The organism is Streptomyces griseorubiginosus, assembly GCF_017614965.1.
GTDB classification, from domain to species: Bacteria; Actinomycetota; Actinomycetes; order Streptomycetales; family Streptomycetaceae; genus Streptomyces; species Streptomyces griseorubiginosus_B.
Genome location: NZ_WVUG01000027.1, coordinates 21,749 through 43,084, shown reverse-complemented (window position 1 = coordinate 43,084; position 21,336 = coordinate 21,749). Strand labels below are relative to the sequence as shown.

Annotated in this window: 22 protein-coding genes; 15 read left to right on the top strand and 7 right to left on the bottom strand. The window is 71.3% G+C overall.

From position 1 onward, the window contains the following. Positions 1 to 99: 99 nt before the first annotated feature. Together GRC12_RS08255 and GRC12_RS08250 are read left to right on the top strand one after the other, a co-directional pair. Complete coding sequence (locus GRC12_RS08255; protein ID WP_208778515.1) at positions 100 to 954, top strand: DMT family transporter; 855 nt, start codon at positions 100 to 102, stop codon at positions 952 to 954. 145 nt (positions 955 to 1,099) lie between these two features. After that, complete coding sequence (locus GRC12_RS08250) at positions 1,100 to 2,632, top strand: MFS transporter (protein WP_208778526.1); 1,533 nt, start codon at positions 1,100 to 1,102, stop codon at positions 2,630 to 2,632. A gap of 19 nt (positions 2,633 to 2,651) precedes the next feature. On the opposite strand, the gene GRC12_RS08245 is transcribed toward GRC12_RS08250, so the two are convergent. The 3 genes from GRC12_RS08245 to GRC12_RS08235 all read right to left on the bottom strand — a co-directional run bounded on the left by GRC12_RS08245 (position 2,652) and on the right by GRC12_RS08235 (position 5,869). Beyond that, on the bottom strand, positions 2,652 to 3,077 hold the full coding sequence (locus GRC12_RS08245; RefSeq protein ID WP_208778514.1) for a DUF6003 family protein: 426 nt from the start codon (positions 3,075 to 3,077) through the stop codon (positions 2,652 to 2,654). A gap of 101 nt (positions 3,078 to 3,178) precedes the next feature. Further along, complete coding sequence (locus GRC12_RS08240) at positions 3,179 to 3,385, bottom strand: hypothetical protein (RefSeq protein ID WP_208778513.1); 207 nt, start codon at positions 3,383 to 3,385, stop codon at positions 3,179 to 3,181. Positions 3,386 to 3,520: 135 nt separating this feature from the next. Beyond that, positions 3,521 to 5,869: a glycosyl hydrolase family 95 catalytic domain-containing protein gene (locus tag GRC12_RS08235; RefSeq protein ID WP_208778512.1), complete on the bottom strand. Its 2,349-nt coding sequence runs from the start codon at positions 5,867 to 5,869 to the stop codon at positions 3,521 to 3,523. A gap of 204 nt (positions 5,870 to 6,073) precedes the next feature. Here GRC12_RS08235 and GRC12_RS08230 point away from each other — a divergent pair, with 204 nt between their 5' ends. Both GRC12_RS08230 and GRC12_RS08225 read left to right on the top strand, forming a co-directional pair. Then, positions 6,074 to 6,940 (top strand): SCO6745 family protein, encoded by an 867-nt coding sequence (locus tag GRC12_RS08230; protein ID WP_208778511.1) that lies wholly within the window; start codon positions 6,074 to 6,076, stop codon positions 6,938 to 6,940. A gap of 120 nt (positions 6,941 to 7,060) precedes the next feature. Beyond that, positions 7,061 to 8,167: an epoxide hydrolase family protein gene (locus tag GRC12_RS08225; RefSeq protein WP_208778510.1), complete on the top strand. Its 1,107-nt coding sequence runs from the start codon at positions 7,061 to 7,063 to the stop codon at positions 8,165 to 8,167. An 87-nt stretch (positions 8,168 to 8,254) separates the two neighbouring features. On the opposite strand, the gene msrA is transcribed toward GRC12_RS08225, so the two are convergent. After that, on the bottom strand, positions 8,255 to 8,767 hold the full coding sequence (msrA, locus tag GRC12_RS08220) for a peptide-methionine (S)-S-oxide reductase MsrA (protein WP_208778509.1): 513 nt from the start codon (positions 8,765 to 8,767) through the stop codon (positions 8,255 to 8,257). A 259-nt stretch (positions 8,768 to 9,026) separates the two neighbouring features. On the opposite strand from msrA, the gene GRC12_RS08215 reads away from it, so the two are divergent. The 3 genes from GRC12_RS08215 to GRC12_RS08205 are packed head-to-tail and all read left to right on the top strand — an operon-like array spanning position 9,027 to position 10,561. Next, positions 9,027 to 9,383 carry a PRC-barrel domain-containing protein gene (locus GRC12_RS08215; RefSeq protein WP_208778525.1) on the top strand — a complete coding sequence of 119 codons (357 nt, stop codon included), beginning with the start codon at positions 9,027 to 9,029 and terminating at the stop codon, positions 9,381 to 9,383. 24 nt (positions 9,384 to 9,407) lie between these two features. Then, positions 9,408 to 9,581 (top strand): hypothetical protein, encoded by a 174-nt coding sequence (locus tag GRC12_RS08210; protein ID WP_165954784.1) that lies wholly within the window; start codon positions 9,408 to 9,410, stop codon positions 9,579 to 9,581. 14 nt (positions 9,582 to 9,595) lie between these two features. Continuing rightward, positions 9,596 to 10,561, top strand: a complete 966-nt coding sequence (locus GRC12_RS08205; protein ID WP_208778508.1) for a YihY/virulence factor BrkB family protein — start codon at positions 9,596 to 9,598, stop codon at positions 10,559 to 10,561. Positions 10,562 to 10,595: 34 nt separating this feature from the next. On the opposite strand, the gene GRC12_RS46675 is transcribed toward GRC12_RS08205, so the two are convergent. Then, positions 10,596 to 11,552 carry a helix-turn-helix transcriptional regulator gene (locus tag GRC12_RS46675; protein WP_208778507.1) on the bottom strand — a complete coding sequence of 319 codons (957 nt, stop codon included), beginning with the start codon at positions 11,550 to 11,552 and terminating at the stop codon, positions 10,596 to 10,598. A gap of 247 nt (positions 11,553 to 11,799) precedes the next feature. Between GRC12_RS46675 and GRC12_RS08195 the strand changes: the two genes are divergently transcribed. From GRC12_RS08195 to GRC12_RS08160, 8 genes are all read left to right on the top strand, one after another. Beyond that, entirely contained in the window at positions 11,800 to 12,228 is a 429-nt protein-coding gene (locus GRC12_RS08195) for an ANTAR domain-containing protein (RefSeq protein ID WP_208778506.1), read from the top strand. A 99-nt stretch (positions 12,229 to 12,327) separates the two neighbouring features. Then, positions 12,328 to 13,218, top strand: coding sequence for an SDR family oxidoreductase (locus tag GRC12_RS08190; RefSeq protein ID WP_208778505.1), 891 nt, complete (start codon positions 12,328 to 12,330; stop codon positions 13,216 to 13,218). Between the two features lie 136 nt (positions 13,219 to 13,354). Then, positions 13,355 to 14,473 carry an alpha/beta hydrolase family protein gene (locus GRC12_RS08185; protein ID WP_208778504.1) on the top strand — a complete coding sequence of 373 codons (1,119 nt, stop codon included), beginning with the start codon at positions 13,355 to 13,357 and terminating at the stop codon, positions 14,471 to 14,473. A 114-nt stretch (positions 14,474 to 14,587) separates the two neighbouring features. Further along, positions 14,588 to 14,773 carry a hypothetical protein gene (locus GRC12_RS08180; protein ID WP_208778503.1) on the top strand — a complete coding sequence of 62 codons (186 nt, stop codon included), beginning with the start codon at positions 14,588 to 14,590 and terminating at the stop codon, positions 14,771 to 14,773. Positions 14,774 to 14,795: 22 nt separating this feature from the next. Then, the gene (locus GRC12_RS08175; protein WP_208778502.1) at positions 14,796 to 15,479 is read left to right on the top strand and encodes a hypothetical protein; all 684 of its coding nucleotides are present in this window, start codon (positions 14,796 to 14,798) and stop codon (positions 15,477 to 15,479) included. After that, a complete protein-coding gene (locus tag GRC12_RS08170; RefSeq protein ID WP_208778501.1) occupies positions 15,476 to 16,375 on the top strand; it encodes a DUF6895 family protein in 900 nt (299 codons plus the stop codon). The genes GRC12_RS08175 and GRC12_RS08170 overlap by 4 nt, the downstream gene beginning before the upstream one ends. Next, a complete protein-coding gene (locus GRC12_RS08165) occupies positions 16,372 to 17,289 on the top strand; it encodes a DUF6895 family protein (protein ID WP_208778500.1) in 918 nt (305 codons plus the stop codon). Before GRC12_RS08170 ends, GRC12_RS08165 begins: the two co-directional genes overlap by 4 nt. Further along, entirely contained in the window at positions 17,286 to 18,359 is a 1,074-nt protein-coding gene (locus GRC12_RS08160; protein ID WP_208778499.1) for a serine hydrolase domain-containing protein, read from the top strand. Before GRC12_RS08165 ends, GRC12_RS08160 begins: the two co-directional genes overlap by 4 nt. Positions 18,360 to 18,417: 58 nt before the next feature. On the opposite strand, the gene GRC12_RS08155 is transcribed toward GRC12_RS08160, so the two are convergent. Together GRC12_RS08155 and GRC12_RS08150 are read right to left on the bottom strand one after the other, a co-directional pair. After that, the gene (locus tag GRC12_RS08155) at positions 18,418 to 19,779 is read right to left on the bottom strand and encodes an alpha-lytic protease prodomain-containing protein (protein ID WP_208778498.1); all 1,362 of its coding nucleotides are present in this window, start codon (positions 19,777 to 19,779) and stop codon (positions 18,418 to 18,420) included. A 571-nt stretch (positions 19,780 to 20,350) separates the two neighbouring features. Then, a complete protein-coding gene (locus GRC12_RS08150; protein ID WP_208778497.1) occupies positions 20,351 to 21,190 on the bottom strand; it encodes a SigB/SigF/SigG family RNA polymerase sigma factor in 840 nt (279 codons plus the stop codon). Between the last annotated feature and the right edge of the window lie 146 nt (positions 21,191 to 21,336).

Here is a 21,336-nt window from a genome sequence, read left to right as displayed (position 1 = left end):
CCCGCATGCCCGAGCACCGCCCGCCTCGTAGGCTGGGGGCTGCTTGGGGCCGGAAGGGGAAACCGGACAGAGCCCTGTACCTCCCAGCCGAGGCGCCGCATGATCGAGTTCGCCGCTGTCTTCGCCGTCGCGGGCGCCGCGAGCAATGCCATGGGCACCGCCTTCCAGCGCAAGGCGGCCTCCACCGCCGACAAACGGGGACTGCGCCTGCTGGGAGAACTGGTCCGTCGGCCCGCCTGGGTGATCGGCATGGCCGGCGTGATCGGCGCCGCGCTCTTCCAGAGCCTGGCCCTGGTCAACGGCCCCCTGGCCCTGGTCCAGCCGCTGTTCATCCTGGAGCTGCCCTTCGCCCTCATGATCGCCGCGCCGCTGATGCACCGACGGCTGCCGGCCTGGGGCTGGTGGGGAGTGAGCGCCGTGGTCGCGGGCCTGGCGCTGGTCCTGGCCTCGGCCGCCCCGCACGGGGCCACCGACCAGGCCTCGCCGGCACGATGGATCCTCGGCCTCGGCCCCTGCCTGGGGGCGGTGACCGCCGCCGTCCTGCTGTCCGGCCAAGGCCGCCCCGCAGCGGTGCGGGCCGCCCTCCTGGGGGCCGCCGCCGCGATCGCCAACGCCGTCACGGCCGCCCTGCTCAAATCGGCGACGGGCACCTTCGCCGACCACGGCCTCACGGCCTTCCTCACCTCCTGGCAGACCTACGGCTTCGCCCTGGCCGGAGTCATGGCGGTGCTCCTGCTGGAGAACGCCCTGCAGGTCGGCCCGCTGGCCGCGTCCCAGCCGGCACTGACCATCGGCGACGCGACGGTGAGCCTCGCGCTCGGCGTCGTGCTGTTCGACGAGGAGATCCGCACGGGCTGGTGGCTGGCGCCGGCCGCGCTGGGCGCCCTGCTGATCGTCACGGGCGTGGTGGTGCTGAGCCGCGCGGTGCAGGGGATCGTCGTCCTGGAACAGTGAAGATACGCAGGTCGAGACCGTATCGGATGCGGCATCGGGACCGTGGGCGCATCCTGGTCGGGTGATCGGTAGAAACACCGAACGCGCCGGGAGCAGGGCAGCTCACGCCGCTCCCGCGCCCTCCCAGTCACTTGCTCTCGCCGCCATGATGTTCGCGGTGGCGATGACCTTCATCGACCAGACGATCGTGTCCATCGCGGCACCCGACATCGTCTACGAGCTGCACCTGACCGCGTCGGGTATGCGATGGGTGGTCAACGCCTATCTGCTGGCCCTGGCCGCCTTCTTCGCCCTCGGCGGACGCCTCGCCGACCTGTTCGGCCCGCGCCGTGTCGTGGTCATCGGCACCCTGGTCTTCGTCGTCTCCTCGGTGCTGTGCGGCTGTGTCCCCCGGGGCGACTACGCGCTGACCTGGCTGATCGTCTTCCGGGCCACGCAGGGGCTGGGCGCCGCGCTGCTCTTTCCCGCGGCGCTGGCGGTGGTCGTGGCGGTCTTCCCCGTCCAGCGCCGCGGCCGGGCCCTCGCCCTGTTCTTCGGGCTGACCGGCGCCCTCACCGCGCTGGGCCCGCTGCTCGGCGGCTGGCTGACGTCCTGGACCTGGCGCGCGATCTTCTGGGTCAACGTGCCGGTCGCCGTCGTCGCCCTGATCCTGACCGCCCTCGCCCACATCTCCGACCGCCGCCGCGACGAGACACTCGATGTCGTCGGCGCCGTACTGGTCGCGGCCGGCATGGGTCTGAGCGTGCTCGGCTTCCAGCAGGCGTCGGCCTGGGGCTGGGACAGCGCCGCGACCTGGGGGTGCGTCATCGGCGGTCTGGCCGTACTGGCCGTGTTCTGCCGCTACGAGCTGAGAACCCGTCATCCGCTGATCAACCTGGCGGTCTTCCGCGACCGCGCCTTCACGGTCGACTCGCTGGTGCTGTTCTTCGCGATGCTGGCGTTCGTCCCGCTGTTCTTCTTCGCCTCCGTCTACGCCCAGGTCTCCCTCAGCGCCTCCCCCAACCAGGCCGCCCTGTTCCTGCTCTACTTCTTCGCCGGGTTCGCGATCGCCTCCCAGTGGGGCGGCCGCATCCTGGACAAGCAGGGCGCACGACCGGCCATGAAGATCGGTTGCGTGGTCGGCGCCGTCGGCTTCGCCCTGTGGGCGGGCAAACTCACCGACCTGTCCATGCACGACCAGTGGCCCTACGCGGCACTCGCGGGCGCCGGCATCGGCTTCATCCTCGCCCCCGCCTCGACGGACGCCGTCAACCGCTCCATCGACGCAACCTACGGCGAGGTCACCGGCATCACCCAGACCGTCCGCAACTACGCCGCCAGCATCGGCCTCGCCGTCTTCGGAACCGTGCTGAACCACGCCATGACCGACAACGTCGTGCACAGCCTCACCGCCCGCGGCCTGTCCTCGACCGCCGCGCACTCCGTGGCGCAGGACGTCGCGGAAGCGATCGCGGGCAACGGTGACGCCCGGCAGCCCACCGGTTCCGGTCCGGCGGCGACGATGATGCGGGATGCGATGTCGACGATCCGCACGGACTTCGCCGAGGCCAACCAGTGGGTGTTCTACGGCATGGCCATCGCCCTGGGCATCGGCTTCTTCTGCGCGCTGCGCCACCCCGGAGGCACCGCCCGGGCCGAGACGGAGCAGCCGTCCACGGCGACGCCGGTCCACCACTGATCCGGGTGGAGGCGTGTCGTCAGCCGCGCGCCGCCTCCGTGACGGTCGCGGGATCCACTCCGGTCAGTTCGACGATGCGGTGCGGCGGGACGCCGGCGGCGAGGGCGCGGCCGATGAGGCTGTCGCGGCCGTCGGAGCAGTCGCGGTAGGCGAGCAGCTTCTGCTCGACCTGGGCGAGCGGCTCGGGTGTCAAGTGGTGGCGGACGCGGCTGAGTTCCTCGTCGCTGAGCGGGACGGGCAGCCGCTCGGCCCCCTCCGGAATGGCCCCGGTCTCCTCCGGCGGCAGCAGCCGCAGACGCGGAGAGGTCGGCGTGCTCTTCTGTGCCTCCAGCCACGCGCGTACGGCGGGCGTCTCCATGCAGGCGAGGTCGCCGACGGCGGCGGGGGGCACCCCGAGCGGCGCGGAGACGTCGCCGAGCAGGAACAGGTAGGCGTCATCAGTCATCGTCGGCTCCTTCTCAACGGGGGCTGATCGACGTCCCATTACCCCGCCGCGCCCGGATTACCGCCGGCTCACCGCATCGAGTGAACGCGGGTGCCGGCACCTCAGGCCGCGTCCGTCTCACGCCGAGCCGACTCCCGCTCCGGCACGTCACGAGACTTCTGCAAGCCGCCGGGGATCAGCTTCAGATGACGCCGCGCGTGCGCGTGCCGCGGGGGGCCGGGCGCCGCGGCCAGCCAGTCCTCGACACGGTCCATCAAGACCAACAGCCCACCCAGCAGGGGAACCACCAACACCGCCACGACGATCACGACGCCACCCTCCATCGCCTTCCGTGAACCCCGGGTGCCCGGCGCACAGCAGCACACCCGTCGACGCGATGTGAAGGTGCGGTGAAGTTGGCTCGCGGGTCGGCAGCTGTGATCGTCTGCCAGGATGTGGCCCCCCTACGCGGGAAGCCCCCAGCGCGGTGCGTCCTGATTCGGTCGTACGGGGGTGATGGTCAGGTCGGGGTGGTCACCGCGCGCGGTGATGAGCGCGGTCTCGCCCTTGTGCAGCGCGATCCTGATCGCTCCGTCGCCGGCTTGCGTGTACCGGAGCGGGCGACCCCGTTCGTCGCGCACCTCGACCGGCCCGTCGATGCCGTGCCGTACGACGCAGGGGGCGCCGGCCTCGCTGTGCAGCCGGACCCAGCGGGTGGTGCCGGACTGACGGCGGGCGCCGAGCAGGAAGGCGCCCTGGGTGCGGAAGTCGTGCACGACCAGGTCCGCCCAGGCGGCGGGCAGCGCGGGGAAGACCCGGATGGTGCCGCCCCAGGACTGGCAGATCATGTCGTGCAGCGACTGGGCCGCCGACAGGGGCGTCTCGATCACCGGGCCCGACTCCTGGTACATGGTGTTGGGCTGGATGAAGCGGGTCATGAGTTCGTCGAGGTAGTGCAGGGCGTCGTCGCCCTTGCCCAGCAGGGCCGACATCGAGGCCGCGCCCGTGAAGGTGTAGCCCTGCAGGGCGCCTTCGAAGCCGACCCAGTGGGCCAGTGACTTCTCGATCAGGGCGCGTTCGTCCGGACTCCGGCCGGTCACCTCGTAGAGCGGGTAGACCGCGAGCAGATGCGAGTAGTGGCGGTGCGACTTCGCGAACGGGATGTCCGCACCGATCATGAAGCCGTTCGCATCCGTGGGATACGGCACCCGTTTGGCCAGCACCTCCCGCCATCGGGGCGCCAAGGGGTCGTCGACGCCCAGGAGTTCGGCCGATTCGACGAGGGTGCGGCAGCCCCAGGTCAGCAGCATCAGGTCGTAGTTGCAGTCCCGGGAGTCGCCGCCGTACTCCGGGGAGAAGGTGGCGGGCAGGTGGAGTCTGCCGTCCGGGCCTGGCTCGAGGAAGTGCAGGTAGTAGTTGACCGCCTTGCGGAGGAGGGGGAAGAGGACGTCTCGCAGGACGGAGGTGTCCATGGTGTGCCGGTAGCTGAGCCACACGTTGTGCAACGCCCAGGTCAGATCGCCCACTTCGGGAGTGGGCGGGTCCTGGCCCGGGACGCCGACGCCGTATCCCGTGAGCGGGCTGGCCGCCCCGTTGACCAGATGGGGATCGGTGGTGCGGGGGATGCCGAGCGAGTCGCCGCGGTACGGCTGCGCCACCTCGGCGGCGAGGTTGTCCCGGTACTCGCTCAACGCCCGTGTGATGGCGTCGAGTTCGAGATGGTTGGAGCCGTGGATGAGCCAGTACTCGAGCTGGGCGTTGAGGTTCCACCAGGTGTTGGGCCACGGGGTCGGCTCCAGCCAGGGGCCGCTGGTGGCCATCACGGGGGCGTCGCGGCGGGCGGCGGAGGCGGCCTTGTACAGCTGGATCCAGTAGAAACGCTGGATGCGGGCGTCGGGCAGGGACAGGAAGCTCTTGCGGTAGTACGCGTGCCACCAGGCGCGGTGGGTGAGGGCGAGGGCGTCGTAGGGAAGTCGGGCGGTGGTGCGGATCGTCCTGAGCGCCCGGTCCAGGGCCGTGGTCTGCGGATAGGAGTGGGCGACGTGCACGTACAGGGTCCGGCTCCGGCCGGTGGAGCGCTGGCGCCACGCGGTGACGTGCTGCCCGCCCGACAGCAGTGGCTGGACGGCGGCGCTGACTCCGTCGTGGTCGGCGACCTGGGCGGGAGGGTTGCCCTGGTAGCCGTCCGGGAGCGGTTTGAAGGCGGCTCGTGGGCTGATCGCCTCGGCGGGACGGAAGACCCAGCGAAAGCCGCGCTCGCCCTCGCTCGGCGTCACTTCCACCGCCAGGACAGAACGGTCGTTGTGGACCAGGGCGCGCAGCGCCAAGGTGCCCTTGTCAGTGGTCAGCGTGCCGGTCAACTCGGCGTCACGCAGGGACAACCGCCAGTCGACGCCGGTGATCGCTCCCACCGGCTCGAGGGTGAAGTGGCCGATCGGCAGCCGGGCCAGGCCGAAGAGGGAACCGAACTCGGGGCGGTGGTCCTGGACTTCGGAGTGCTGGACGTTGAAGCGCACGGCCGTCGCGGTGGCGCCCGGCTCGGCGTAGATGCCGGAGCCGAGGAAGCCGTTGCCGAGGAAGGGGCCTTCGTACCAGGCCGTCGGCATCCGCTGCCACACCATGTCCGCGTCCTCGAGCACGGAGCGCCAGGGATCGGAGGTGTGCGGGGGATGCGCTGTGGACGCCATTGCCCCGCTCTCGTCGGCCGACGCCCGGGGGACGCCGAGACCCGCCGTCAGTAGCGCGCCGCTCAGGGCTGATCCGGTGGCGAGGACGGAGCGTCTGGACGGATCGGGCACGGAGGGATGGGACACGGCGCCTCCAGACGGCTCTGTGATTCATCGGATCTATCTCGCGATGGAACATAGGGTTGCGACTGGAGGGTGTCAACAGAGCGGGAGAGGCCCGATGTATTGAAGGGGCCGCGGAGCTTGTTATGACCGCGGTCATAACCCATGCTTGCTGTCGGCAGCGCACTGAGGGACGCGTGTCCGGATCGACCGGCAGGAGTATGCGGCATGGGGACGAGCACGGCACGGGCGATGTGGGAACGGCTTGAACCGGTTCACGATCTCGTCTACTTCGCGCCCGAAGCCCGCCGGGCCGCCGACGAGCTCGGGATGCGCGGGTTCTGGATGGGTTACTTCGCCCTGCGGGCGGCTCCGCTCGGCGCCGTACCCGCCTCCGTCGTCACCGCGTGCTTCTACGTCTTCCACCCCGACCGCGTGGCACGGGCGCTCCCGGACGCCTGGCGGTACGCCGCCCCACCCGACGTCCTGGCGGCGCGCGAACGCGCCATGGAGGCGGCCATGACGCGCCTGTTCGGCCCCGAAGTCATCACCTCGGCGGACATGGCCGAGGCCGCGGACCTGGCGTGGAACGCCGCGGAAGCCGCCGACACCGCCGGACGACCGCTGGCCGCCGCCAACCAGGCCCTCGACCGCCCCCGGCAGCCGCACACCCGCCTTTGGCAGGCCCTGACCACCTTGCGCGAACACCGCGGTGACGGACACGTCGCCACGCTCGTCGCCCATCGCCTCTCCCCCGTCACAGCCATGGCCCTGAAGGCGGCGACGGGCGATTCCGACGCCGCGCTGCTGCGCGAGGGCCGCAAGTGGGATGTGAGTGACTGGGCGGCGGCCGAGGCGGAGCTGCGGGAGCGCGGCCTGCTCACGGAAGACGGGGCGCTGACCGCGGAAGGCCTCGCCGCCCATGACGCCGTCGAGGCGCAGACCGATTCCCTCGCCGAACAGCCCTGGCAGGCCCTCGGCCGGGAAGACACCGCGCGTCTCGCCGAGTTGCTCACTCCGTTGGCCGCAGCCGTACGGACGTCGGGACTGCTGCCTTCCGGCAATCCGGTCGGGCTCACCGACACCACCGTCTGAGGCGGGCGACCGGTCACGTCGCTCTCGGCGTTCCGGTCAGGAGCGCAGGTGTGGCTGGAGGGAAGCGCGGTAGTCGCGAGGGAGGACCGCACGAGTCGTAACCGGCAGGAAGGATCAGGAATGACCGGCGTCACGGCCGCTCCCCCACCCGTCGAGCAATCCCTGCTGGACGACCTCCGCGCGCGCCTGCGTGCCCGCCGGCGCGTCGACGTGCCCGAGGGCCACGGGTGGCAGCGCGGTGTGGACCCCGACTACCTCGACTCCCTGCTCGCCCACTGGGCCGACGGCTATGACTGGCGGGAGCACGAAGCCCGGCTGCTCGCCCAGCCCTGGGCACTGGCCGAGCACGACCTCGCTCCCGTGCGGGCGGTTCACCGGCGTGCGGCGCGCGACGACGCCGTCGCAGTCCTGCTGTTGCACGGCTGGCCCGACTCGGTCCTGCGGTTCGAAAAGGTCCTGCCGCTACTGCCGGACGTCCATGTGGTCGTCCCGGCCCTGCCCGGTTTCCCGTTCGCCGCGCCCGTCGCGGAGCGGGGCATCTCCTCGGCACGCATGGCCGATGCGGTCGCGCACGCCATGTCCGAGTTCGGATATGAGCGGTACGTCGTCTCGGCCGGTGACGTCGGCTGTGACGTCGCCGACGTGCTGGCCACCGAGTACCCCGACCGGGTCGCGGCCCTGCATCTGACCGACGTGTCCCAGCACCGGTATCGGGACGATCCTCCGCAGGATCTGTCCGCCACCGAGCGGGCCTACGTCGCCCGCGGGCACGCGTGGCTGCGGGCGGAGGGCGGCTACATGCACGTGCAGGCGACCAAGCCCCACACCCTGGCCGTCGCCCTGGGCGACTCCCCGGCCGGCCTGGCCGCCTGGATCCTCGAGAAGCTGCGCTCCTGGACGGACTGCGACGGCGACGTGGAGAAGGTGTTCACCCGGGACGAACTGCTCACCTGGATCACGGCGTACTGGGTCAGCGGCGCGATCGGCACCTCCTTCACGCCGTACGTCGACAGCGGGCCGAGGGCGACCCGCCGTATCGAGGTCCCGACCGCCTTCACGATCTTCCCGCGGGACCTCGTCAACGCCCCCCGCGAGTTCGCGGCCCGCTTCTTCGACGTCCGCTCCTGGAGCGAGGAGCCCGTGGGCGGTCACTTCGCGGCATGGGAACTGCCCGGACGGTACGCCGCGGGCGTACGCACAGCCATTGATCTCTCCGGCGGCCGCTGAACCCGCGTGGACTGGCCACAGCGGGTGCGTGCACCGCTGATGGCCAGTCCGTCCTACGGGGCCCGCCCGACGACCGGGGCGGAGGGCTCAGCCTTCGGTGCGGGCGGGCAGGCGCCAACCCGGGCGGGGGAAGTGGCAGGTGTAGCCGTCGGGGTAGCGCTCCAGGTAGTCCTGGTGCTCGGGCTCGGCCTCCCAGAAGGGGCCGACCGGCTCGACCTCGGTGACGACCTTGCCCGGCCACAGGCCGGAGGCGTCCACGTCGGCGATGGTGTCCTCGGCGATGCGCTTCTGCTCGTCGTCGACGTAGTAGATCGCGGAGCGGTAGCTGAGGCCGATGTCGTTGCCCTGGCGGTTCTTGGTGCTCGGGTCGTGGATCTGGAAGAAGAACTCCAGGAGCGTGCGGTAGTCGGTCACCTCGGGGTCGTAGAGGATCTCGATGGCCTCCGCGTGGGTGCCGTGGTTGCGGTACGTCGCGTTCGGCACGTCTCCCCCGGTGTATCCGACCCGGGTCGCGGTCACGCCCGGGAGCCGGCGGATCAGGTCCTGCATTCCCCAGAAGCATCCGCCCGCCAGCACGGCCCGCTGCGTCTGTGCCGCCATGTCGGCTCCTCCCATTGTCTGTCGCCTCGGTCACTCGCGCTGATCGCCCATGCCGTCGGCGTCCCGTCCTTGCGCATACAACAGCGCACGGAGGGCGTGAACAATTCCTCGCGGGCTGTGGCGACCGCGCGAGCCGCAGGACCCGAGGCGCCGGCCGGCGAACAGGGCCCGCGGGTGATGCGCTGACGGCCTTTCCGGGGCGGTGGCGCGCAGACATCAATGCCACGATCGGGGGTACCCCCAGCTTCGGAGGCTGATGATGTTCGAGGCAGGCGACATCCGCGAATGGCGCGGACACGACGTGGTCGACCCCGGTGGCCACAAGATCGGCACGCTGGAAGCGGTCTACGTGGACACCGGGACCGACCTACCCTTCTTCGCGACGGTCACCGTGGGTCTGCCCACCCGCCGCCGCCTGGTGTTCGTTCCGTTGTCCGGCGCGACCGTCGGCCCGGGGTACCTCAAGATCACCTATTCCAAGGACGTGGTGAAGAAGGCCCCCACCATCGACACCGACGGCGAACTGCCGGCCACCGACGAGCCGGACATCTTCGCGCACTACGAGCTCGACTACTCGACCGGGGCGGGCGGCGAACGCCGTCTCGCCCGCCGCTGACCCCTGAAAGCGCCGGGAGCGCCGATGAGTCTGTTCCTGCTCCTCATCCTCGTGGCCCTCGTTCTGGGCATCATCGGATTCGCCGCGCATGGCCTCTTCTACCTGCTGATCATCGGCGCCGTCCTGCTGCTCGCCGACCTCGCGTACGGGGCCATGCGCTTCCGCCGCGGAGGACGCAGGCACCGCATCGCCCGCTGACGAGTCTGTGCGCGATGGGAACCGCCGTCCATGTCCCCCAGACGAAGGACATGATCGGGGAGGAGCTCTCCGGTGACGAGGCGCTGACCGCGCTGCGGCACTACGGCGGTCATCGCCTGCTGCTGGACTCCTTCGCCCGGTTCCGCTATGCCGACGGTTTCACCAACGCCCGGGCGTTGGCCTTCCAGATCGTGCTGGGACTGGTCCCCCTCACGCTGGCCCTCGTAGGTCTGGCCACGTCCGTGCACACCGACGCCGTGGGCCGGGTCGTCGAACGTGCCCTCGGTGACATCGTGCCCGGTACCGGCGCCCAGGTGCTGCACGAGGCGTTCGCCGGAACGCGGCGCACCGCGCACGGCGGTGTCTGGAGCACCCTCGCGCTGTGGCTGGGACTGGCCTTCGCCCTGCTGAACCTCACCTCGGCGATGGGGCAGATCGAGCGGGGCGCCAACCGCATCTACGGCATCGAACGCGACCGCCCCTTCCCGCGCAAGTACGGCCGTGCCCTGCTGCTTTCTGTGGCTGCCGGCCTGCCGTTGGTGCTCGGGTTCGTGGTGCTCGTGGCGGGCGAGGCGGTCGGAGAGGCCGTCGCCGAGGTCCTGGGCGCACCGGGGGCGAGCGGCCGGTGGTGGGACGTACTGGAGATACCGGTGGGGCTGGCGCTCGCGTGGATCGCGTCGGCGGTGATCTTCCGATGGTCGCCGCGGCGCAGGCAGCCGGGCTACACGTGGCTCGCCTTCGGCAGCGCTGTCCATCTCGTGCTGTGGGTCGCGGCCACCCTGCTGCTGTCCCTGTACATCGGCGAGAGCGCGGCGTTCGGCGCCGTGTACGGCCCGTTGACCGCGTTCATCGCCCTGCTGCTGTGGGCGAACGTCACCGGGATCGCCCTGTTTCTCGGTATCGCCTTCGCCGCCCAGCTGGAAGCGGCGCGCGCCGGGATCAAGTCGGCCGTGCACCCCGACCCGGGGCCCGGACCCTGACCTCGCCGGTCGGCCGACCCCGGCCCTTCAGGCGTCACCCGTCCCGCAGCGTCCGCTGCGGCGAGCGGCCGTAGGCCTGGCGGTACAGGGTCGCGAAGCGGCCGGGGTGGTGGAAGCCCCAGCGGGCGGCGACGTCGGTGACCGTGGCTCCGCGGGTGGGGTCGGCGTCGGTGAGCTCCTGGTGGGCGTGGGCGAGGCGGATCCGGCGCAGGTGGGCCAGGGGGGTGGTGTCCAGGTGGCGGCGGAAGGCGTACTGGAGCGCGCGGACGGTGACATGGGCGGCGGCGGCGATGTCGGCGACCGTGAGGGGCTCGTCCGCGTGGTCGTCCATGTAGGACAGCGCCCGGCGCAGGGCCACCGGGTGGGCGTCCAGGCGGTCGGAGGGGGTCGGATCGGTGACGGCGGTGTTGGGGAAGGTGGCCAGCACCGTCGCTGCCAGGTGTTGTGCGGCCGTGGAGACGATCAGCGGATGCTCGCCGTCCCCGGAGTCCGCCAGGACGTGGTCGCGCAGGTAGGCGATCGTGTGCGCGAGCCGCTGCGCGGCGGCCGGGGAGTACGGCCGGTGACCGGTCAGCCGTACCGGCGCACCACCGGACCCGCCGCCGGCGGCCACCTGCGACAGCACGTCCGGATCGAGCATCGTGATGTTGTAGCGGGCGCTGCAGATGCGTCCGGCGTACGGCAGCTCGGGCGGGGCGAAGGACACCACGTCACCGGGGCCGAAGGCGTCCTCGACGCCCTGGTAGCGGTGGTCCTGGATGGTGCCCTCGTGGACCAGGCAGAGGCAGATCCGGCCCAGCGGGGTGACCGAGTAGCTCATGTCGAAGTCGAGGTCGAGTTCGTCGACCGTGACGGGGCCGAGGGTGCCGCGGCTGATCCGGGCGCGGCTTCTGTCCTGGCTGCCGTTGCCGATGCGCATTTTCGCGTAGGCGCGGCTGAGGAACTCCTCGGTCCGGGCGAGGTCGTCGCTGTCGAAGGTGAGCGTCTGCACGTCGGCCTTCTCCCCTCACTGGTTGAACGACCCGTCACCGCAGGTCAGGACGGTTTCGCGGGGCGCCTGCGCCGTCCGTGCACCGACGGCGGCGGGCAGGTTTCGTTTTCTGGCTACTGCCCCCGCGAGTCTTCGTTATACGGCTGGCACCCGTGATCAGTGCAACAGAGGGTGGACAGGAGTGACTCAGTGCTGACGTTCGCCGCCGGTGCGGCTCTGTGAGCAGGGAACGGGAAGGCAGCCTCACATGGCCCCAGCAGATGATGCGGCCGACAAGATCGCCGCGCTGCAGGAGGAGGTCGACCAGCTGCGGCAGGCGCTGGTCTCGCACGCCGCCGTCGACCAGGCGATCGGGGTGCTGATGGCCGCGGCGCGTCTGCGTTCCCAGGAGGGCTGGGAGGTACTGCAGTTCGTCTCTCAGCACACCAACATCAAGCTCAGGGAGATCGCCCAGCACGTCCTGCGGTGGGCCGAGGACGGTGAGCTTCCCGACACGGTCCGTACCACCCTTCACACCGCGGTGATCAGGACCCGGCGGCAGCGGCTGCGGCCCTCTTCCCGTTCCGGGCAGGGCGGGAGAGGCGGACGGCACCGCCCGCGTTCGGCTGCCGACTCGCGCAGGGGCACCTCGTTGTGGTCCGGCGGGACCGCCGAGATCTGCGACTGCGGCGGGTAGCCGGCCTGGGCGGTCGTAGGCGGCCGGGCGGCTTTTCGGGGCCGGGGATCCGGGAACCCAGTGGCCTGTGCGTACCGCCCGGACGAACAGGAGGCCGGCATGAGCGACGAGCAGAACACGCAGCAGGACCCGACCACCCAGCATCCCCAGCCCGAGTTCCCCTCCCAGGACCAGCCGCATCCGGGCTGGACCGGGCCGATGGACCCGCCGCCCGACCACGGTGAGGAGTCCTACCGCGGCACCGGCCGTCTGTCCGGCCGCAAGACGGTGATCACCGGCGGGGACTCCGGTATCGGACGGGCCGTGGCCCTGGCCTTCGCGCGTGAGGGTGCGGACGTACTGTTCACGCATCTGGAGGAGGAAGCGGACGACGCGCGGGAGACGGCGCGGCTGGTGGAGGACGCGGGCCGCAAGGCGGTCGCCGTCGCGTGCGACATCCGCGAGGAGGACAACTGCCGGGGGCTGATCGACCGGGCCGTCGCGGAGTTCGGGCACATCGACGTCCTGGTGAACAACGCGGCCTTCCAGATGTCGCAGCCCGACGGCATCGAGGCCATCACCACCGAGCAGTTCGACCGCGTCATGCGAACGAACCTGTACGGGATGTTCTGGCTGACCAAGTTCGCCCTGCCGCACATCCCGGAAGGCGGCAGCGTCATCAACTCCACGTCCGTACAGGCGTACAAGCCCAGTCCGCATCTGCTGGACTACGCGATGACCAAGGGCGCGATCGTCACCTTCACGCAGGGGCTGGCCCAGATGGTCGCGGAGCGCGGCATCCGCGTCAACGCCGTTGCGCCCGGGCCGGTTTGGACACCGTTGATCCCGGCCACGATGCCGGACACGGCGGAGTTCGGCAAACAGGCCCCCATGGGCCGTCCCGCGCAGCCCGCCGAACTGGCCCCGGCGTACGTCTATCTCGCCTCCCAGGAAGCGAGCTTCATCACCGCGGAGATCCTCAACGCGACCGGCGGCACACCGCTGCCGTAACTCCCGTGTGACGCAAGGAAGTCGGTCCAACCCATGAGGCTCCTGGTTCGTCTCCAGAAGTGCGGCGGCAAGCAGGCGCCGCGGGACGAGCACTGGGGCGCCTCCCTGTGCGGCTGGACGACAAGGAGTCACGAAGATGACGAGACGAGCGAGCAGGCCCGCCGGATTACGTCTGCCGGTGGGCGGGGCACTGATGGCCGCCGTGCTGCTGCTGGCCGGGCTCACGTCCTCGGCCACGGCGGCCGCCGCGAACGCCGTGGCGGCGCCGGCCGCCGTCGACGCGGACGCCGGCACGCGGGTGCTGACGGCCTCGTACGACCTGGGCGACAGCGCCTTCACCGATCCGCAGAGCGGCACGGTCAGCGAGGTACGCGCCGTGGTGCACTATCCGGGCCGGCTGCGGGGGCGGCTGCCGGTGGTGGTGATGTCGCACGGCTCCTGGTCCGCGTGCACGGACACCGGCGCCCAGAGCTGGCCGTGCGAGAAGGGTGAGCCGTACCCCAGTTACCGGGGCTACGACTATCTCGGGCAGGCGCTCGCGGCGCGCGGTTTCGTCGTCGTCTCCCTGAGCGCCGACGGCATCAACATGACGTCGTTCGACTACGGGGACCGGGCGCGTCTGATCAACGAGCATCTGCGCCTGCTACGGCGACTCGACCTGGGCGGCGGTCCGCTGGCCCGGCAACTCCCCGTGCTGCGCGGGCATCTGGACATGAAGCGGGTCGGGACGCTGGGGCATTCGCGCGCCGGCAAGGGCGTGATGTGGGAGGCCTCGGACAAGCACCGGAGCGAGGTTCCCGGCGGTGTGCGCATCGGCGCCGTACTGGCCCTGGCGCCGGTGAAGTTCGACGTCCCGGAGGGGGACAACAGCGACACGCTCATCACGCGGACTCCGGTCGCCGTGGTGACCTCCGGGTGTGACGGCGCCGTCGGGGAGCGCGGGCAGCAGTACCTGGACGACGTGGAGGGCCTCACCGGTCAACCGGCCTACTCCGTCTCCCTGCGCGACGGCAACCACAACTTCTTCAACACGCAGTGGACCCCTCCCGCCCCCTTGGGTGAGGACGACAGCACGTGCGCCGACCACGAACTCGGCCCCCGGACACAGCAGGACGCGCTGACCGCCTACGCCCTCGCCTTCTTCGACAAGCACCTCGAGGGCGATCCTTCCGGCGAGGGCCTGCTCACGGGCCGGCAAGCGTTGCCGGGCGCGGTCTCCACGACGCGCGTGGTGCGACCGGTCGGCGGTCGCTGACTCGCTGGAAGTTGAACATGGAAGTGCTATTTTTCCATTCTTTCCGTGTCATATGGGGCGAATGGGACACTAGGGGTGTGAGCCGAACCCACAACCACATGAGGAGATGGTGGTATGGCTTCGCCACAGAAGATCACCGACGAGGTCCGCGTGCGTGACGTCGACCTTGAGGCGGTGCTCGACCCCACCGAGCCGGACGGCGTGTACCGGGACAGCAGGGAATGCGCCGCACTGGCGCTCTCGTCCGGCACGACATCCCTCCTGCTGTCGCCGCCGACGCCGCGGCCCAAGAAGGGCTGAGCACAGCGACGGGAGCAACCCCATGAAGCAGTCAGGTACTACCGCCCTCCTGCAGGGCGCGGTGCAGGACCTCGCTTCGAGCGTGGTCTCCGACCTTCACGGCGGAGGCCACGCCCCGCCGGCCGACCCGGCGGGCGGCCCCGGCCGCGACCTGGAGCTCGCCGCGGCCCGCGTCCTCGGCGCGGACCTGCTGATGCCGGCCCTGCTGCACCGCGCGCCGCTCACCCAGGACCGGATCGGCCTCGTCACCGGCACACTGGACGCCTTTCCGCCACGTCCGCAGGCCGCGCCCACCGTCCTGTGGAGCCATTGGGCGATGGCCCGCGCGGCGGGGCTCATCGACGTGTCCGGCGCCGCACCGGAAGCACCCGACGCCGCCTGGATCGACGGCGTTCCCTGGCCCTTTCTGACCCACCAACTCGCCGTCCTGGCACCCCTCGCACTACCGGGGCTGGAGTGCGCGGTGACCAGAGCGGCACGCGACAGGACACTCGACGTCGCCCGCGGATTCGTACGGGCCGTCCGCCGCCGCGACTGGCTGCAGGCGGCCGGAGCGGGACGCTGGCTGGCCACGCTGGAGAAGGTGCCCGACACCCTGGGACTGGGCACCGGGCTCGACTTCGTGGAGCTGATGGGCGGCAGCGACGCGCGCGTGCTGCTTCAGGTGCGTGCCGCGCGGCTGCTGGGCACGGGAGTACTCGTGTGACCGCGCACCCGGTCAGGCGGGTGGAGGAGACCGCGCTGAGCTGGCTGACCGAGCATCAGCACCACTTCGCCCTGGGCGCCGACGCCCTCTCCCCCGAGGGCCCGGTCAACGCCAGTTGGAAACCCCTGGGCGAACTGGCACAGGTGTGCGCCACTCTCTCCCTGCACACCCCGCCCTCCGACCCGCTCCACGCGCGCGTGCAGGACCTCCTCACCTTCGCCTGGCACCAGACCGACGACGGCGCACTGTTCGTACGCCTGCAGCAGGCCGAGCCGTTCGCCACCTACCCGCTGGAGGTCTACGCCGCGTTCGCCGCGGCGGGACTACGTCATCCCGACTACGAACCGCGGGCGGCCACCGTCGCCCGCACCCGAGGCTGGCAGCTCGCCGAACAGGACCCCACCCGGCGCCTCGGCGTCGTACTGGCCGAACGGCACAGCGGCATTCCCGGCCGCGCACCGCTGGAGCGGGTGGTGGAACGGACGTGGCTGGGCGGACTGCCCGAGCCGTGGACGTTCGAGCGCCACTCCGGCTACGCCCTCACCCACGTCGTCTTCCACCTCACCGACTGGGGGCGCGGCGGACCGGGTCTGCCGGCCGAACTGGCGGAATACGTGAGGGACTGGCTGCCGGCCTGGCTGGCCACCTGTCTGGAGGCCGGGATGTGGGATCTGAGCTGCGAGTTGCTGGCCGTGGCGGCAAGCCTGCCGCATCCGCCCGACGAAGCGACGACGCACGAGGGCTGGACGCGGATCGCCGCCGCGCAGCTGCCCTCCGGAGGCCTGCCGGAAGAAGCGTCCGGTGCCGGCGACTTCGCCCACACCTACCACTCCACCCTGATGGCCGCCTTCGCGGCCGGTCTCACGGCGCACCGCGGGCAAGGAGAATATGGATGACCGACACGCGTCTGCTGCACACCGTGGGAGTTCGCGCCATGGAATGGCTGTGGGCCCACCGTGACGGCTTCCGGCTCGAGCCGGAGGTGGATCCGGAGATCGGTTTCCTCGAACGGTTCAAACCGATCGGGGAACTCGCCCTGGTCTGCAAGGTGTTGTTCCGTGAAGGCGTGGCCGGCTCACGGCAGGCCGAGCTCGCCCGCCGACTGCTCGACCACGTCTGGCGCGAGACGCTGGACGGCGGACGGATGCTGGTCCGCGGCCAGCGCACCGAACCGATCTCGCCGATCCCCTTCGAGGTGTACCTGCCCTTCCGCGAACTGGGCTACAGCCGGCCAGAGGTGGAGGAGGCCGCCGTACTCAACCATCGTCTGCACAGCTGGACGGCGTTCGAGACCACCCCGACCCGAAGGCTCGGCCTCTCCGCCTTCCAGCGCCGCTTCGGACTGGATCCGCGCCCGCCCGAAGGCGAGGCGCTGGCGGCGACATGGCTGGCCCGGACGCCCGAGCCGTGGACGGTGGAGGGGCACATCGCCTACGACGTCACCCACGCCGTGTTCCATCTCACCGACTGGGGCGAGAGCCCGGAGGGGCTGCCGCCCCGCCTCGCCGACTACCTCGCAGCATGGCTGCCGGTCTGGATCGACGACTGGCTGGATCTGCGCCGCTGGGACCTGCTGGGCGAACTCCTCGTCGTGGACGCCTGTCTGCCCGCTCCCACGCTGGACGGACGCGCCTGGGCGGCTTTCGCCGCCGCGCAGCGGGCGGACGGTGCCATGCCCGCGGTACGCGAGACGCCGGCCGCCGACGGCGACGAACTGTTCGACCTCGTCTACCACCCGACACTGGTCGCCGCCTTCGCCTCCGCACTGGCCACCTCCCGCTCCCTGACCGCGCTCGCGCAGGCGTCATGAGCGGCCGTACGGTGTTGTGGCCGGGCCAGGACCTCGACCTCGGTCCGCCCTCGGCCGAGGCAGCCGACGATGGAGACCTCGGCGGACAGTTGGCGGCGGCCGTCGAAGCGGTCGACGCACCCGATGTCGTCTTCGCGGCGTCCCGGCGCGGGCAGCGCCTGGTGCGCTGCGGCGGCACCGCCCCTCCCCCCGCGCGCCCCCGCGAGGAGCTGCGGTACGAAATCGGCTCGGCCACCAAGACGTTCACCGCCTTGCTGCTGACCGAACTGATCCAGCGAGGTGTCGTGACCGGAGCCGAGCCGGCGGGCGAGCTCCTGGCCCCGGGACGGCCGGCTCCGAGGTCGCCCGTCACTCTGGCGCACCTCGTCACCCACACGGCCGGGCTGCCCGCGCTGCCGTCGGACTTCTACGTACGTGCCCTGCCCGCCTGGCACACCAACCCCTACGGCCGGTATCCCTCCGGGCGGGTCGTGGAGGCGTTCCTGCGGCATCGCGGCCGACACCGCCCCGGAACGCGTTGGCACTACTCCAACTTCGGGGTGGCCGTCCTCGGGCACGCGCTCGCCACGGCCACGAACACCTCGTGGGAGGACCTGCTGTCCACGCGGCTGCTGCGTCCCCTCGGCCTCGGCGAGACGGCCATGCGGCCGGACGAGCCGGGCGCCGACGCGGTGGGGCACCGCAAGGACGGCTGTACGCCGACTCTGGCCTTCGACGCGGGCGGCTTCCAGGCCGCGGGTGCCGTGCGCGCCACCCCGCAGGACCTGCTCACCTTCCTCGAAGCCCACCTCCGGCCCGCCGGTTCGCCGTTGGAGGGCGCTCTCGGTGCGGTACGGCGTCCCGTGCTGCGGCGCGGGCTGGGGCACCGGCATGTGCACACGGTGGGCTGGTTCCGGCATCCGACCGCTGGTGGGCCGCTGTACTTCCACAGCGGGGCCACGCTCGGCCAACAGGCGTTCCTGGGGTTTCGACCGGACACCGCCACCGCGCTGGTGGCGGTGTGCACGCGGCGGTTCCGCGCCAACGACCCGTTCGTGGCGACCGCGTACGGACTGCTGGCGGACGCTTAGCGCCGTACCGGCTCCGCCCGGGCGCAACGTGGTGCCGTGCCCGGGCGGAGAGCGGGTGTCACAGACGCTGCCAGAGGGCCGGCGTGGCGTCGGGGGCCCAGGCGGTCTGCGCCTGGTGGGTCTGCAGGCAGCGGTAGCGGGCCAGTCCGTGCGTCACCGTGGTGCCCACCCGGTAGACGCGTCCCGCGCTCCACGCGTCGGTCGTGCCGGGGGTCTGCGAGGCGGCGGTCTGGCCGGTGGTCTTGAGGGTGAGACCGAAGTCGCCGAGCGTCGCGTTGATGGGCTGGAAGAAGGTGGTGCCGCCCCTGGTGCAGTCGCCGGAGCCGCCCGAGGTGGTGCCCTGCGCCTGCGCGCCGGAGATGTAGGGGCCGCCGGAGTCACCGGGTTCGGCGCACACGTTCGTCTGGGTCAGGCCGTTGACGGTGCCCTCGGCGTAGTTGACGGTCGCGTCCGTCTGCTGGATGGTGCCGCAGTGCCAGCCGCTGGTGGAACCGGAGCGGCACACGGACGCGCCGACCAGTGCCTCGGCCGAGCCGGCGACCTGCACCGTCTGCCCGTTGTCCGCCTTGACGTCGGGGGTGGCGGTCCAGTTGGCGTTGACGCCCACCCAGGCCATGTCCTTGCCGGGGAAGGTGGAGGCCTGGAAGGTGCCCTGGTCGGTCTGGTCGAAACCGGTGGTCTTCGCCCCGGGCCTGCCGCAGTGGCCGGCGGTGGCGAAGCCCTGCTGCGTTCCCTTGGTGACGGAGAATCCGATGGAGCAGCGGGCGGTGGCGTCGATGTAGTAGGGGTCCCCGCCGACGAGGTCCTTCAGCAGGCGCGGGCGGTCGGCCGTGACGCGAACGCGGATGCGGTCGGCCCCGACGCCGGCGGCCTTGACGAACGCGGCCGCCGCCGAACGGCTTCTGGCCTCCACGACCACCCGGTTGGTGCGGGCGTCCGTGTACCACACGGGGGTGTTCGCGGTGATCCGGTGGGCGGCCGCCTTGTCCAGCTTGCTCTGGGCCGTGCGCAGGTCGTTCAGGGTCCAGCGGACGAGGGCCGGTTTGGCGCCCTGGGCCCGGATGGCCGGGAAGTCGGCACGGGAGGTGGTGGCGACGCTCAGCTGGGTGGAGGTCGCGCCCTTGACCCAGGCGCCGGCGAAGCGGGTGCCCAGGGCGTTGTGCAGGACGCCGGCCCGGGTTCCGGCCTCCGCCTCGTTGACCAGGCGGGCGGACGCCTGAGTCGGCGTCAGGCGCAGATCTCGCTCGAGCGCGCGCAGGACCTGGGCGGACGGCTTGTCGGCGCCGAGGGTCTGGGCGGCACTGGGGGCGGGGCCGGACGGCGGCTGGGCCGACGCGGCCGGGTGGAGCGCGGTCAGGACGAGTGTGCCGAGCGTGACCAGGGCGGCGTTGCGGGCGAGCGCACGGGATCTGCCTGCCATGGGGGCGTACCTCCTACGGTGGGGCGCGGGTTCGGGTAGCCCCAAAGGCCTAGCCGCCCCTGGCGTGGGAGATGTCAACCGCCGCCCTTTTGCACAGTTCGGGGGACACCCGGGAGAGCATGTGCAGTAGCGGCCCGGCGGGTGAACCATCGTTCGGGTTGGGCTTCGTCGTGCGGGACACTCGGCGGGGGCTGATGATCATATCGGCCGCGAGCGCGGGAGGCCTGGGTGGCCGTTGGCCATCGTCTGATCAAGGTGAGCCCCAGCGCCGTGTGGGCGGTACTCGCCGACGGCACCAAGGTCGGGGCCGCTGCGGCTGGCCGACGAGACCGTCGTGCGGTACTGCGAGGAGGACACGGCTCGAGCTGGAGGCGCACGCCGGGCCCCTGGGCACGGCCCGGATCGCGATCGAGCTGCGGCCCTGGGGCGATCACTGCCTGGTGATCGCCCCAGGGCCACCCCCTCCAGGGAGCGGGGGGCACAGACTACGGCGAGCTGTTTCCCGGCGTGCCCGAGGATCTGCGATGTCTGGCCGACTTCGGGCCGCCGGGATGCGCTGGCCGCCTGCGGCTCAGCCCGTGGTGAGCAGGGCCGCTCGCAGCCGGGCCAGAAGACGGTTGAGCAGGCGGGAGACATGCATCTGCGAGATGCCCAGACGCTTGCCGATCTCGGCCTGCGTGCACTCCTCCACGAAGCGCATGTGCAGGATCAACCGCTCCCGCTCGTCGAGTTCGGCGATCAGGGGCGCCAGGGAGTGGAAGTCCTCCACCAGCTCCAGAGCGGCGTCCTCGGTGCCGATGAAGTCCGCGAGCACGCCCTCGCCGTCCTCACCGGTGGAGACGGCGGCGTCGAGCGAGGAGGAGTTGTAGCCGTTGGAGGCGACGCGGGCCTCGATGACCTCCTCCTCCGACAGGCTCATCAGCTGCGACAGCTCCGAGACCGTGGGCGTGCGGCCCAGGCGGCTGCTGAGCTCCTCGGTGGCGTGGGCCAGCTGGACCCGGGCCTCCTGCAGTCGGCGGGGCACGTGGACGGCCCAGGAGGTGTCGCGGAAGAACCGCTTGATCTCGCCGACGATGTAGGGGATGGAGAAGGAGGTGAACTCCACCTCGCGGGAGACCTCGAACCGGTCGATCGCCTTGATCAGGCCGATCACGCCGACCTGGACGATGTCCTCCATCTCCGCCGGGCCGCGGCTGCGGAACCGCGCGGCGGCGTAGCGCACCAGTGAGATGTTCATCTCGATCAGCGTGTTGCGCGCGTACTGGTATTCCGGGGTGCCCTCTTCCAGCTCCGCCAGCCGGGCCAGGAAGTGCCGGGTCAGCTCGCGGGCGTCGCGAGGGGTGACGTTGATGGGGTCGGCTACCTCCGGCAGCTGGTCCGTCCCGGCTTCGGTCGTCAACGCCGCCGTCATGATGGATGCCTCTCCCTCGTATCGACTCGCGGCCTGCCAGCCGCTCGGGCTGGCGGATACCCCGGATTCTGCTTCTCACCACATTCTTGCGCCACGGACGGACAAGTGGCCGATTTTGATCCCTCGCCCGGCCCGGTGCGACCCCG